The sequence below is a fragment of the Xanthomonas sp. NCPPB 3442 genome (assembly GCF_056725145.1).
On the sequence record NZ_CM161514.1, the window covers coordinates 3,311,372 to 3,325,271 of the forward strand.

Below are 13,900 nucleotides of genomic sequence, written 5' to 3' on the forward strand. Positions count from 1 at the left end.
AGGCGCACCAGAAGCCACGCCGCCCGCGCCGCATACGCTGTCATCGGGCCAGACGACCTACCCGTACGCGGCTTACTGCGACGTGTCGGCCTTGTACCGCGCCATGGTGTCCTCGATGCCCTTGCTCAACTCCATCACCTTGAGCGCATATTCGGCCAGGCGCTGATCTTCCGGGGTGTCGGGCCGCCAGGACGGCACTTCGACCGGGGTGACCCCGTCCGGGTCCATCGCCACGAACACGATGATGCAATGCGTGCACAGGCGCGAATCGCCTCCCATCGGACTGCGCGCGCGTACGTCAATGGCCAAATGCATGCTGCTGCGGCCGGTGTAGACCAGCTTGGCCGACACCGCCACCAGATCGCCGATGCGCACCGGCGCCACGAACCGGATGCCGCCCACCGCCACGGTGACGCAGTAATGCCCGCTCCAACCGCTGGCGGCGGCAAAACCAACCTGGTCGATCCACTTCATCACCACGCCGCCATGCACCTTGCCGCCGAAGTTGACGTCGCTGGGCTCGGCCAGAAAACGAAATGTCAGATCACGCTGTTGGCCAATCACCGCCCGCCCTCGTCAATGGATGAGCTGGAAGTGTGCCATGTGGTTGAAGCTCGTCGTACCCGCGACGCGATGGCCGTACCGGTCGACGTGAGCGCCTACGAACATCGGCCGGCACACCCCTCGTTGCCATTGCTGTCCATCAGCGAGTGCCGGATGCCTTGAAATTCACATGCGAGCGTGAGCAGCGTCATCGCCAGATCGCCCGACGCACACTGCCCGGCGTCATCAGACAACACCCACAAGCACACTCAACCGCCAAGCACCCCAGGGTTGTCCCGCTTGCGCAGACACAGCCATGGGAAATGTGGCTGCGACACGCTGAGCGCCTTTCGCGCACAGGCACTCCAACAACGCGGGTCGAACAACCACTGCACCGCAAAGCGCTCGAACGTCGCGTAGGTATGCTGGTGGTAATGCGCGGCCAGCTCCGGGACGCCCAGCTCGGTGAAGTAGCGCAGGCTGCGTGCGGCACTCTCCTGGCCGCGTTGCGGCGTGGCGTAGAGCGGGCTATCGAGAATATGCAGCTCGCCATCCTCGCGCAGATGCGCGAGCAAACGCTCGATCAACGCGCCAGGATCAGCAAAATATTGCACGCAGGCGGGTAGCACGATGATGTCGAATACGTCGCGCGGCAGTGCCACGGTCTGGATGTCGCCAGCGATGAAACTCAGGCGCGCCGCATGGCCGAATACGCGTGCGGCCTGGGTGAGCTCGGTGCGATTGACGTCGATGCCGCAGACCTCGCGTTGCAGCGACTGCGCCAGCAAGTGCGATAGCCAGCCATTGCCGCAACCGAGTTCGAGGATGGCGCCCTCGCCGGCATGCGTGTCCAGGTGCTGCACCAGCAAACTGCTCGACAGCGCGCGCACGCGCCATTCCAGCGTTGCCGCCAGTTTTCCGCCCGGACGCGGCAGGCTGCGCACCTGCGCATCGGTGTACAGCCGGCCTTCCTTGCGCCGGATCTCCAGATAGCGCGTCTCGAAGGGGTCGTCGGCCAAGCCGCGCTGCACGAACACGCCATCCATGCGCTGCAGCTCGGGCAGCTGCTGCAGCCGTTCGCGCAGGAGTGGAGATCCGGCACGCATCAAGCCGCCTCAGCGCAGTGGTCTGGCGCTGTCGGCCGGCGGTTCTTCCAGCCCCACATTGGTGGAGGCGGAGTCGTAGATGCGCTTGTCGAGCAGTCCGGTCTCCTTGGCCACCAGCACCGGCACCAGCATCTGCCCGGTGACATTGGTCATGGTGCGCATCATGTCCAGGATGCGGTCGATCGCATACAGGTAGCCGATCACTTCCAGCGGCAGATTGGCCGCACTCAGCACCACCGTCGCCATGATGACGGCCGTGCCCGGTACGCCGGCCGTGCCGAAGCTGCCGAGCACCGAGGCGATCAGCACCACGAAATACTGGTTGGCGGTCAGCGGCACGCCGGTGTATTGCGCGATGAACACCGCGCATAACGCCGGAAAGATCGCGCCGCAGCCATCCATCTTGATGCTGGCGCCCAGCGGTACCGCGAATGCGGCGTAATCCTTGCTGACCCCCAGGTTATGCGTGATCGAACGCATTGCCACCGGCATTGCCGCAAAGCTCGACGAACTGACGAACGCCACCTGCATGCCAGGCGCGGCACCGCGGAAAAACTTCCACGGGTTCAGCCCATGTGCGAGCAACAGGCTGCTGTAGACCACCACAATGTGGATCGCGCAGGCCACATACAGCGCCAGGACGAAATTGCCGAACGGCAGCAGTTTCGAAAAGCCGTAGCTGCCGACCAGGCCAGCGATCAGGCCAAAGGTGCCGAGCGGAGTCATTTCCAGCACGAAGCGCGTCACCTGAATCATGATGTCGCTCATCTGCCCGGTGAGCTTGCGCGCCTCGGCCACCCGCTCGCCGAGCTTGACCATTGCAAAGCCCAGCAACGCGGCGAAGAAGATCACCGGCAGGATCGAGCCACGCCCCGCCGCCAGCACCGTTTCGCCGGCCGCGTTGGTCTTGGTGCCGATGCCGGTCAGTGCGTAGAACGGATTGGACGGCACCACATCCAGCAGCACCTGGACCGGGCTTGGCACATCGCGCGGCTTCCAGGCCGAATCCACGCTCAGACTGAAATGGCCGGCGCCCGGCTGCATGATCGTGCCGACCGCCAGGCCCACGCCCACCGCCAATGCTGCGGTGATGACAAACCATAAAAACGTGCGTCCACCGAGTGCGGCAACCGACTTTTGCCCGTGCAAGGACGAGATCGCATTGATCACCGCGAAGAACACCAGCGGGATGGCGATCATCTTGATCAGCGTGACGTACAGGTCACCCAGGGGACCGAACCACACATCGGCCGCCGGGCCCATGGCCCAGCCGACCAGCGCGCCGAGGACGAAGCCGGCCACCACGCGTTGCCAGAACGGAATGCGCAACCACGCCGCAACCAGTTTCATGTCGTCGAATCTTCCGGGGGGAAAGTGCATGCACCATAGCCCAGGGCTGCCCTGCCCGCGAGACCACCGCTGGAACAGCGCTGTGTCATCGGTGTGACACCACCCAGCGCGGCATAATGGGGATTGATTCAGCCACGAGTTCGATGCCGATGCGTTACCGCCTGCCTACCCTCGCCGCCCTGACCACGCTGTGCGTCGCCGCCTGCGCCTCCACGACCGGCAGCAGCACCTCCGCACCCGCGTCGGTCCGCGTGGAGGTACCGCCGGTGGCGCACCCGGCGGGCGAAACCCCGCAGTGGTGGTACCGCTCGGGCGCCGCCCGTGCCGCCGGCAACGGCGCCATGGCCGGCAAGGCGCGCAACGTGATCCTGTTCCTGGGCGATGGCATGAGCCTGACCACGGTCGCCGCCGCCCGCATCCTGGACGGCCAGCGCAAGGGCGGGCCGGGCGAAGAAAACCTGTTGTCGTGGGAACAATTCCCCGCCACCGCTTTCAGCAAGACCTACAACACCGACTCGCAGACGCCGGATTCGGCCGGCACCATGACCGCGATCACCACCGGCGTGAAGTCGCACATGGGCGCGATCGGGGTCAGCAGCGGCAACCGCAGCGACTGTGCCGACAGCTTGAACAAGGGCCTGCTGAGCTGGCTGCAGCTGGCCGACAGCGCCGGCATGGCCACCGGCATCGTCACCACCACGCGCCTGACCCACGCCACGCCGGCGGCAACCTATGCGCATTCGCCGGACCGCAATTGGGAAAACGACACCGACCTTCCCGAATCGGCCCGTGCTGCCGGCTGCCAGGACATCGCCCAGCAATTGCTCTCCACCGCCCGCTACGGCCGAGGCCCGCAAGTGGTACTGGGCGGAGGACGCAGCCAGTTCCAGAGCGTGCAGGAGCGCGACCCGGAATACGACGACAAGGTGGGCCTGCGCCTGGACGGCCGCGATCTGGTGTCCGAATGGAAACAGGCGCACCCGCAGGGCGCTTATGTCTGGAACGAGCAGCAGTTGCAGGCAGCGTCCGGTGCACCGGCGCTGCTGGGCTTGTTCGAGCCGGACCACATGCAGTTCGACCACGACCGCAACCGCACCCCGCAGGGCGAGCCCAGCCTGACCGAAATGACCCGCACCGCGATCCAGTCGCTGTCGCGCGACCCGAATGGCTTCGTCCTGATGGTCGAAGGCGGCCGTATCGATCACGCCAACCACGCCGGCAATGCCTACCGCGCACTCGACGAAACCGTGTCGCTGTCCGATGCCGTACGCGCTGCCGTGCAGACTGCGCCAGCGGACACGCTGATCATCGTGACTGCCGACCATTCGCACACGCTCAACTTTGTTGGCTACCCGGTGCGCGGCAACCCGATCCTGGGCAAGGTGCGCGGCACCGGCGGCGAAGAAGGCGACCGCAGCCAGCTGGCCACCGACCTGGCCGGCCAGCCATACACCACGCTCAGCTACGCCAACGGTCCCGGCTACACCGGTGCCAGCAATGCGCAGCCGGCCGGCCCCAAGAAATATCCGCACGAACCCAGCAGCAGCGAGCCGGCCGCCGGCCGCCCGGACCTGACCCACGTCGACACCGAGGCCCCCAGCTACATGCAGGAAGCGCTGGTGCCGACCAAATCCGAAAGCCACGGCGGCGAAGATGTCGGCATCTGGGCCACCGGCCCCGGCAGCGCGGCATTCCGCGGCACGCTGGAAGAGAACGTGATCTACCACGTCATCGTCCAGGCCACCCCGCGCTTGCGCGAGCGCCTGTGCAAGGCAGGCACCTGCGATGCCGCCGGCGTGCCGGTGGAATTGCCCAGGCCGGCCACCTTCGAGGCTGCGGTCAAGCGCTGATGCGCGGGCGGCGCTGCGGCGATGGCGGGCGAGCTGGCGCGTGATGCGGTTGCCGCATCGCCGCTCGACCTGCCCGCCTGGCGTCGCCACCGCCATGTGCAATCGCGCCTGCGAACAGCCGCAGTCCCCAGCCGTTGGTGTGGTGCTCGGATGGGCCGTAGCGGAACGATGCGGTGACCGCGCACGGCAGCACGTTGCAGCCCAGACTGCAGCTGCGCACGGTTGTTCGCGCTACGGGGCGCCGGGAACGACGGAATCGTCGATGGGTCCCAAGCAGAGAACACCCCGGGCAGGCGGCCGACACGCAATCACGCAGCAGGGATGGCATCTGCTCGCCGAGCGCGCAGGAGCCGCTGCGAGATTGCGCCTATGCTGACCGGCACCCCGCTCCTGTTGCCAGCCACCCCGCCCGGCCCGGTGCTGCTGGCCTATAGCGGCGGGATGGATTCCAGCGTGCTGCTGCATCTGCTGGCGGCGACGCCACGCTATCGGCACGCAGGATTTCGCGCGCTGCATGTGCATCATGGGCTGCATGCCGATGCCGATGCCTGGGCCGCGCATTGCCAACGCACCTGCGACACGCTGCAGGTGCCGTTGCAGATCGTGCGGGTGCAGGTGGCACGCGACAGCGGTCTTGGGTTGGAAGCGGCAGCACGCCACGCGCGCCATGCGGCGTTCGCGCAGGCGCTCACTGCTGGCGAATGGCTGGCGCTGGCGCACCATCGCGACGACCAGGCGGAAACCTTCCTGCTGCGTGCGCTGCGTGCGTCCGGCCCCGAAGGCCTGGCGGCGATGCGGCCGCAGCGCCCATTCGCCAGCGGCACGCTGTGGCGCCCGATGCTGGCGCACGCCCGCGCCGATCTGCTCGCCTACGCGCATGCGCAAGGGTTGCGCTGGATCGAAGATCCCAGCAATGCCGACCCACGCCATGACCGCAACTTCCTGCGCAGCCAGGTCGTGCCGTTGCTGCAGCAACGCTGGCCGCAAGCACCCGACGCGTTGGCGCGCAGTGCGCAACTGAGCGCCGATGCCAGCGCATTACTGCTGCAGCAGGACATGGCGTTGTTGCCGAGCGTGCGGACCGCAAGCGGCGCGCTGGATCTGCAGGCATTGCGCGCGCAACCGGTGGAACGAAGGGCACGGCTGTTGCGCGCCTGGGTGAGTGCGGCGCACGCGCCGCCGCTGCCTGCGCAAGGCGTGGCCGCGCTGGAACGGGAAATCGACAATCACGCTGCAGATCGGCAGGCCTGCTTTGCGTGGCAACAGGTAGAAGTACGCCGCTGGCGCCAGTGCCTGTTTCTGCACCGCCCCGCTGCGGCCTGGCCGTCGGACTGGCACGCGCAGTGGGACGGCGCAGCGCCCCTGCACCTGCCCGACGGTGCGCAGTTGCGGTTGCTCGGCGCACCCGGGCTGCGCTTTGCGCAACCGCTGCTGGTGCGCGCACGCCGGGGCGGCGAGCGCATCGTGCTGCCGCAGCGCACGCACTCACACCAACTCAAACACCTGCTGCAGGCGCTGGATCTACCGCCGTGGGAGCGCGGGCGCCTGCCGATCCTGTGGGACGGCACGCAGGTGCTCGCCGCCGGCGACTGCATCATTTCCGCCACCTTGGACGCATGGTTGCAGACCAATGCCGCCGCGTTGCAATGGCGCGCGGCTGCCGACGCGAATTGACCCGCCTGCGCGCGCGCCGCACACTTTAGCGATGGCCAAGAAGTCTTTGAACGAAACGTCCCCGGTTGCCCGCTTCGAACAGTCGCTGGAAGAACTCGAGCAACTGGTGCAGAAGATGGAAGTCGGCGATCTGAGCCTGGAGCAATCGCTCACGGCCTACGAGCGCGGCATCGGGTTGTACCGTGATTGCCAGCAGGCGCTGGAACAGGCCGAACTGCGCGTGCGCTTGTTGACCGACCCCGCCCGCCCCGAGCTTGCCGAAGCCTTCGAACCGCCGTCGCTGGACGGCTGAGATGAGCTCGGCGCTGTTCGACCACTGGATCGCCCGCACCGAACGCAGCCTGGAGGCCGGCCTGCCGCGCGCCACGCATGCGCCGCAGCGCCTGCATGCAGCGATGCGCCATGCCGTGCTGGGCGGGGGCAAGCGCATGCGTCCGCTGCTGGTCTACGCAAGCGGCGCTTTGTTCGGCGCTGCTGAGGATCAGCTCGACACGCCCGCGGTGGCGGTAGAGCTGATTCACGCCTATTCGCTGGTGCACGACGACTTGCCGGCGATGGACGACGACGCGCTGCGGCGCGGCCAGCCCACCGTGCATATCGCCTTCGATGAGGCCACCGCGATTCTGGCCGGCGACGCCTTGCAGACACGCGCGTTCGAATTACTCGCCACTGCCTCTGCCAGCGCCGAACTGCGCGTCAGCTGGATGCAGAGCCTGGCCACTGCTGCGGGCGCGGCCGGCATGTGCGGCGGCCAGGCGCTGGATATCGATGCGACCGGGCAACTGCAGTCGCTGCAGGATCTGCAACGTATGCATGCGCTCAAGACCGGCGCGTTGATCCGTGCGGCGGTCCGGATGGGCGCACTCACCGGAGGCGCCGCGGCAGCCGACCAGCAGCGTCTGGACGAATTTGCCGACGCCTTGGGCCTGGCCTTCCAGGTACGCGACGACATCCTGGATGTGGAATCGAGCTCGGCGCAGCTGGGCAAGACCGCCGGCAAGGACGCGGCGCAAGCCAAATCCACCTACCCCGCCCTGCTGGGGATGGATGGCGCCAAGGCGAAGCTGGCCGAGCTGGCCGCGCGCATGCACGACGTCCTGCAGCCCTATGGGCAACCAGGCGAGACGTTGGCCACCTTGGGCCGGTTTGCGGTGAACCGCGCGCACTAGGCGCAGTTGCCAACGCCGCTACACCGCAGCGAGCGGGAACGGCCGATGCCCGAATCGATCTGAAGTTTCCCGCGTGCCGCAATGGCGCGCTGGTGGCTCGCGCAGCCACATCTGGACGATTTGCGACATAGAGCGGACGCGCCGGACACGATTTGCGCACTCCGTGCGCCAGCGCACGGTCAACGTCTGCATCGGGGGCGTGCAAGCGGCGAACTGGGTCACACATTGCAACTTTTCTTGGCTGCGTTTGTGTCATGCGTTGACACATTCGGAGTTGCAGCACATGACCGATCGCACATTTTAAAGCTGAATTGTCGACATTCGTGCTATTTCAGCGGCGTTCATAAGTTCGCTACGAACAAAAATATTCGCAATTGAATAACTTGTCGCGTCCGCTCGTCCTGCCTAGGTTTGGCTTGCCCGCATCCGCGGACATCCCCCGATCACACGGAGAGTCACTGGTGAAGAACGTTTTTCTCGCATCGTTTGCAGCAGGCACGCTGGCCGTTGTTGGCGTCCTCGGATCGGCCCAGGCGCAGTCCGTGCGCGGTCCGCTTCCGTTGACCATCGAACTGTCGCCAGTGGCCGACCAGGCTGGGCGTCATCAGGGCAAGATCGCCGTCACCGTCACCAATAACGGCAGCCAGACCGCACGCGTGCCGACGTACCAGCTGCCGCTGAAGTCGCTGGATAACGGCATTCTGGAAGTGAGCCGTGACGGCAAGCCGGTGGACTACACCGGGCGCCTGGTCAAGCGCGGCCTGCCCAAGGCCGCCGATTTCACCATCCTGCAGCCAGGCCAGAGCGTGAAGGGCGAGGTCGATCTGGCCGGCGCCTACGATCTGTCCACCAGCGGCAACTACACCATCCAGGTGCGCTCGGCGCTGCAGTACGCCTCCTTTTCCGACGGCAGCCTGATGAAAGCCGCCAGCGGCGAGCCGGCCGTGGCCACCAGCACCCCGCTCACCGTGTGGCTGGACGGCGTCAACCGTGGCGTACAGCGCCAGCTCGCAGTCGGCCCGACCGCCGTGGTCAACGGCATCAATTACCTCAACTGCAGCACCACCCGCACCAGCCAGGCCGGCAGCGCGGTGACTGCCGCGCGCAACTACTCGCAGAACGCGCGCAACTACCTCAATGCCGGCAGCACCGGCGCGCGCTACACCACCTGGTTTGGTGCCTATAACGCCTCGCGCTACAGCCGGGTCAGCTCCAACTTCGTCAACATCGACAATGCGCTGGACCAGAACAACGGCCAGATCACCATCAATTGCGGTTGCACCGACAGTGCCTTCGCGTACGTCTACGCCAATGCACCTTACGAAATCTATGTCTGCAATGCGTTCTGGAGTGCATCGACCACCGGCACCGACTCCAAGGCCGGCACGCTGGTACACGAGATGAGTCACTTCACGGTCGTTGCCGGCACCCAGGATCGCGTCTATGGCCAGTCCGGCGCGCGCAGCCTGGCGATCAGCAACCCGGCGCAGGCCATCACCAACGCCGACAGCCATGAGTATTTCGCCGAAAACACCCCGGCGCAGAACTGATCGCTCCATCGCCTGATACGACAAAGGCCCGGCATCGCTGCCGGGCCTTTGTCGCTTCCACCGCGCCGGTTACTTGATCAGGCGCAGCGCGAACGGGTAACGGTAATGCTCGCCGTTGTTGGCCTTGACAGCGGCCAGGATGCACAGCACCAGGTTGGCAATCCACACCAGCGTCGGCAAGAAGAACAGGATGCCGAACGAGACAATGGTCAGAATGATCGCTGCCACGGTGGCAATGAGCACGGTGATCTGGAAATTCAGCGCTTCCTTGGCTTGATCGGTCGCGAACGGCTTGGACGGGCTGGCGTCCTTGCTGATCAACCAGATCACCAACGCACCGACGAACGAGGTCACGATGCCGAGCAGATGCGCGGCCAGCGCGAGCGTACGCTCCTCCGACGGACTGGTGCTGACCGGTGGCGGTGGCGGTGCGGCGTGCGATTCGAATTCGCTCATCATGTCTCCCCGTGCATGGTTGTGGTGCGGCGGACTATAGCAACGATTCAGCCAGCCACCAGTGCGGAAAGACATGGGTGCGCGGCCCGGCCATGGCTGCAATCGGCCGCGCCATGGCGAAAAAGACCACCCTGCCTTAGTGCGAGCGGGTGCCGCCCACAAGACGCAGAGGGCTTATTCACGCGCGTCGCAAGGTGCGTAGGTAGCGGTCGCACGTCGCGCGCGCCGCCGCAAGATCCATACCCCATTGCGCATATCGCATCGGAGACAGCGGCGGTGACCGTGACCTGCCCGCTTCGGCGTTACGCAGATGCATCGTCAGGTGCGAGCGGCGGCTCGTGAGGCGTGCGCCTACACGACAAGCCGCCCGGAAACCGGGGAAGCCGACACAGCGGTACCGCTCAGCTGTCGCCTGCCACCGTCATGCGGTTGATCAGCACCGAGCCGATCTTGACGTGCGAGCGCGGGTCGACATCGCTGCCCACCGCTTCGATGCCGGCGAACATGTCGCGCAGATTGCCGGCGATGGTCAGGCCATCGACCGGGTAGGCAATCACGCCGTTTTCGATCCAGAAGCCGCCGGCCCCGCGCGAATAGTCGCCGGTGACGGGATTGACGCCGTTGCCCATCAGTTCGGTGACCAGCAGGCCGCGCGACATGCCGGCAATCATCGACGCCAGATCGCCCGCATTGGCGGTGACCTGCAGGTTGTGGACGCCACCGGCGTTGGCGGTGGTCTGCAGGCCCAGCTTGCGCGCCGAATAGCTGCCCAGCACATAGCGCTGCAGCACACCGTCGCTGATCAGCGCCGAACGCCGCGTCGCCACGCCTTCGCCGTCGAAGGCGGCCGAGCGCAAACCGCGGCGCAGGTGCGGCAGCTCTTCGATGTTGAACCAGTCCGGGAACAACGTGCTGCCGACGCTGTCGAGCAGGAAGCTGGCACGGCGATACAGCGCGCCGCCGGACACCGCGCCGAGCAGGTGGCCGACCAGCGAGCGCGCCACTTCCGGAGCGAACAGCACCGGCAACTGACCGGTGGGCAGCGAACGCGGCTGCAAGCGCGCCACGGTACGCGCGGCGGCATGGCGGCCGATGGCGTCGGGCGCTTCCAGGTCTTCGCGTGCCAGTGCACTGCTGTACCAGCCGTCGCGCTGCATGCCGTCGCCCTGCCCGGCGATCAGCGCGCAGCTGATCGAATGATGGGTACCGCGCTCGCGGCCGATGAAGCCATGCGAATTGGCGTACACCGACAGGCTCAGCCCGGTGCTGGCCGAGGCGCCGTCGGAGTTGCTGATGCGCGCGTCGGCGTCGCGGCCGGCGGTTTCGCAGGCCAGCGCCAGATCCACGGCGGTATCGGCGTCCAGCGCCCACGGATGCCAGCTGTCCAGCTCGGGGAACTCGCGCGCCATCAACTCCGGGTCGGCCAGGCCGGCGGCCACGTCGTCTTCGGTGAAGCGGGCGATCGCGCAGGCCTGCGCCACGGTGGATTCCAGGCTTGAATCCTGCAGGTCGGCAGTGCTGGCACTGCCCTTGCGCTTGCCGAAGTAGACCGTGACCGCAATGCCACGATCGCGCGTGGATTCGACCGTCTCTACAGCGCCCAGCCGCACATTGACGTCCAAGCCGCGCTCTTCGCTGCAGCTGACTTCGGCCTGCGTGGCGCCGGCGGCGCGCGCGCGCTCGAGCAGGCGCTGGGAGATGTCGGTGAGCGCATCCAGGCGCTGCAGGCTGTCGTCGGTGACGCGGATTTCGGAGGAGAGTGCGTTCAATGCTTTATCCTTGGAAACGCGGATCCGTCCGCGAAAGCCCGGCCATCCATGACCGGAATGTTTGAATTCGGTGCGGAGTTGTTCCGCCGACGCCCGGCCGTTCGAGGCCGCAGATGTTTATCAACCAAGTTTCGGGATGTGGTGGCAATGCGCGGACGCGATGAAGAGACCGGTGAATTTCGTGGCGCCAGCCGCAGCCAGCAGCGGCGCGAGGCGCTGGAGATTTTCGACCTGGGCGAAAAGCTGGTGGCGCTGACCCCGGCGCAGCTGGCCAAGTTGCCGGTGCCCGAATCGCTGATCCCGCATATCGAAGAGAGCAAGCGCATCACCTCGCATATTGCGCACAAGCGGCAGCTGGCGTTTCTGGCCAAGCACATGCGCCGCGAGGACGAGCAGACCCTGGCCGCGATCCGCGATGCGCTGGACGCCAACAGCGATACCGCGCGCCGCGAAGTGGCGGCGATCCACCGGGTCGAACGCTGGCGCGAACGCCTGCTGGCCGAAGGCGACGTGGCGCTGGCCGAACTGCTGGAAGCCTACCCGGCCGCCGATCGCCAGCAACTGCGTCAACTGGTGCGCAACGCGATCCACGAACGTGCCAAGAACAAGCCCCCGCGCGCCTACCGCGAACTGTTCCAGGTGCTGCGGGAGCTGTCTCAAGAGCAGGGATTGGAGCGTGGGGATTCGGGATTGGAAGACGACGAGTCGGCGGCGGAAGGCGACGAGTAAGGATTCACGGAAGCGGCGGCGCAGTCGCCCGGCAGTGATCGCAGACCGGCCCGACTTCCACCGCCAATTCCTGCTGCGACGCATCGAGGTCGACGCGCCGTAAGCGCCAGACACACGGCAACGGACTGCCGCTGCGACGACCTCCAAATCCCGATGCCGCAAGCGCATCGGGACCAGTGCATCGCAAAGGCCTGACGCACTGCTTTGCGCTCCTGCCGCTACGATTCCCAAATCCCGATTCCCGATTCCCCGCATCTCAAGCCTGCGTTCCGCCAACCGTGATGCCGTCGATCAGCAGCGACGGCTGGCCGACGCCGACCGGCACGCTCTGCCCGTCCTTGCCGCACACGCCCACGCCTTCGTCCAGCGCCAGGTCGTTGCCGATCATGCGCACCTTCTGCATGGTTTCCGGGCCGTTGCCGATCAGGGTGGCGCCCTTGACCGGTGCGGTGACCTTGCCGTCTTCGATCAGGTAGGCCTCGGTGGCCGAAAATACGTATTTGCCGCTGGTGATGTCGACCTGGCCGCCACCGAAGTTCACCGCGTAGATGCCCTTCTTGACCGAGCGGATCATCTCTTCCGGGTCGTGCTGGCCGGCGCGCATGTAGGTGTTGGTCATGCGCGGCATGGTCAGGTGCGCGAACGATTCGCGGCGGCCATTGCCGGTGGGCGCCACGCCCATCAGGCGCGCGTTGTGGCTGTCCTGCATGTAGCCCACCAGCACGCCGTCTTCGATCAGCGTGGTGCACTGGCTGGGCGTGCCTTCGTCGTCGATATTGAGCGAGCCGCGGCGCCCGTCAAGGGTGCCGTCATCGACGATGGTCACGCCCGGCGAGGCCACGCGCTCGCCGATGCGGCCGGCGTAGACGCTGGTGCCCTTGCGGTTGAAGTCGCCTTCCAGGCCGTGCCCCACCGCCTCGTGCAACAGCACGCCGGGCCAGCCCGGGCCAAGCACCACCGGCATCACCCCGGCCGGCGCCGGGATCGCGTCCAGATTCACCAGCGCCTGGCGCAGCGCTTCGCGCGCAAACCCTTCCGGGCGGCCGTCGGCGAACAGTTCGGCATAGCCATAGCGGCCGCCGCCGCCGGAATAACCGGATTCGCGCCGGCCGCCTTGTTCGACGATCACCTGCACGTTCAAGCGCACCAGCGGCCGCACGTCTGCTGCCAGCACGCCGTCGCTGCGGGCGATCAGCACCGTGTCCACGCCGCCGGACAGGCTCACCATCACCTGCTTGACGCGCGGGTCGGCAGCGCGCAGGAACTGGTCGATCCGGCGCAGCAGGTCCACCTTGGTGGCGCTGTCCATGTCGTCGATGGGATCGGTGGCCGGGTACAGCGCACGGCCATTGCCGCGTACCAGCGCGCGGGTGGATTGCGCCCCGCCCTCGCGCGAGATCGCGCGCGCGGATTGTGCCGCTTCGAGCAGGGCATCGCGGTGGATGTCGTCGGAATAGGCGAAGCCGGTTTTTTCGCCGGCGATTGCGCGCACACCCACGCCTTGTTCGATGGAATGCGCGCCGTCCTTGACGATGCCGTCTTCCACGCTCCAGCTCTCGCGCCGCGAATGCTGGAAATACAGATCGCCGAAGTCGATGCCCGGGCCCAGCAGGGCGCCGAAGGTGCGGTCGAGATGGCCGGCGTCCAGGCCGGAAGGAAGCAGCAGCCGGGTTTCGGCCAGAGTGAGAGCGTTATCGGTCATGT

Annotated in this window: 12 protein-coding genes; 6 read left to right on the plus strand and 6 right to left on the minus strand. The window is 66.5% G+C overall.

The window, feature by feature from the left end:
* Positions 1-72 precede the first annotated feature (72 nt).
* The 3 genes from AC1POX_RS14320 to AC1POX_RS14330 all read right to left on the minus strand — a co-directional run bounded on the left by AC1POX_RS14320 (position 73) and on the right by AC1POX_RS14330 (position 2,999).
* The gene (locus AC1POX_RS14320) at positions 73-564 is read right to left on the minus strand and encodes an acyl-CoA thioesterase (protein WP_014090559.1); all 492 of its coding nucleotides are present in this window, start codon (positions 562-564) and stop codon (positions 73-75) included.
* A 248-nt stretch (positions 565-812) separates the two neighbouring features.
* On the minus strand, positions 813-1,649 hold the full coding sequence (locus AC1POX_RS14325; RefSeq protein ID WP_011347982.1) for a class I SAM-dependent methyltransferase: 837 nt from the start codon (positions 1,647-1,649) through the stop codon (positions 813-815).
* Between the two features lie 9 nt (positions 1,650-1,658).
* Positions 1,659-2,999 carry a dicarboxylate/amino acid:cation symporter gene (locus AC1POX_RS14330; protein WP_014090560.1) on the minus strand — a complete coding sequence of 447 codons (1,341 nt, stop codon included), beginning with the start codon at positions 2,997-2,999 and terminating at the stop codon, positions 1,659-1,661.
* Between the two features lie 143 nt (positions 3,000-3,142).
* On the opposite strand from AC1POX_RS14330, the gene AC1POX_RS14335 reads away from it, so the two are divergent.
* The 5 genes from AC1POX_RS14335 to AC1POX_RS14355 all read left to right on the plus strand — a co-directional run bounded on the left by AC1POX_RS14335 (position 3,143) and on the right by AC1POX_RS14355 (position 9,242).
* Complete coding sequence (locus AC1POX_RS14335) at positions 3,143-4,849, plus strand: alkaline phosphatase family protein (RefSeq protein ID WP_071117675.1); 1,707 nt, start codon at positions 3,143-3,145, stop codon at positions 4,847-4,849.
* Positions 4,850-5,218: 369 nt separating this feature from the next.
* Positions 5,219-6,523 carry a tRNA lysidine(34) synthetase TilS gene (gene tilS / locus AC1POX_RS14340; protein ID WP_372356303.1) on the plus strand — a complete coding sequence of 435 codons (1,305 nt, stop codon included), beginning with the start codon at positions 5,219-5,221 and terminating at the stop codon, positions 6,521-6,523.
* Positions 6,524-6,554: 31 nt separating this feature from the next.
* Complete coding sequence (locus AC1POX_RS14345) at positions 6,555-6,815, plus strand: exodeoxyribonuclease VII small subunit (RefSeq protein ID WP_003486852.1); 261 nt, start codon at positions 6,555-6,557, stop codon at positions 6,813-6,815.
* A gap of 1 nt (position 6,816) precedes the next feature.
* Positions 6,817-7,692: a polyprenyl synthetase family protein gene (locus AC1POX_RS14350; RefSeq protein WP_014090564.1), complete on the plus strand. Its 876-nt coding sequence runs from the start codon at positions 6,817-6,819 to the stop codon at positions 7,690-7,692.
* Positions 7,693-8,153: 461 nt separating this feature from the next.
* A complete protein-coding gene (locus tag AC1POX_RS14355; protein ID WP_372356304.1) occupies positions 8,154-9,242 on the plus strand; it encodes a M35 family metalloendopeptidase in 1,089 nt (362 codons plus the stop codon).
* Positions 9,243-9,311: 69 nt separating this feature from the next.
* Here AC1POX_RS14355 and AC1POX_RS14360 read toward each other — a convergent pair whose 3' ends face one another.
* On the minus strand, positions 9,312-9,773 hold the full coding sequence (locus tag AC1POX_RS14360; protein WP_031423388.1) for a DUF4870 domain-containing protein: 462 nt from the start codon (positions 9,771-9,773) through the stop codon (positions 9,312-9,314).
* Positions 9,774-10,099: 326 nt separating this feature from the next.
* On the minus strand, positions 10,100-11,467 hold the full coding sequence (gene pmbA, locus AC1POX_RS14365) for a metalloprotease PmbA (protein WP_218503247.1): 1,368 nt from the start codon (positions 11,465-11,467) through the stop codon (positions 10,100-10,102).
* A gap of 147 nt (positions 11,468-11,614) precedes the next feature.
* Here pmbA and yjgA point away from each other — a divergent pair, with 147 nt between their 5' ends.
* Positions 11,615-12,196, plus strand: coding sequence for a ribosome biogenesis factor YjgA (gene yjgA, locus AC1POX_RS14370; protein ID WP_008573162.1), 582 nt, complete (start codon positions 11,615-11,617; stop codon positions 12,194-12,196).
* 256 nt (positions 12,197-12,452) lie between these two features.
* Here yjgA and tldD read toward each other — a convergent pair whose 3' ends face one another.
* Positions 12,453-13,898: a metalloprotease TldD gene (gene tldD, locus AC1POX_RS14375; protein ID WP_011347993.1), complete on the minus strand. Its 1,446-nt coding sequence runs from the start codon at positions 13,896-13,898 to the stop codon at positions 12,453-12,455.
* Positions 13,899-13,900 lie beyond the last annotated feature (2 nt).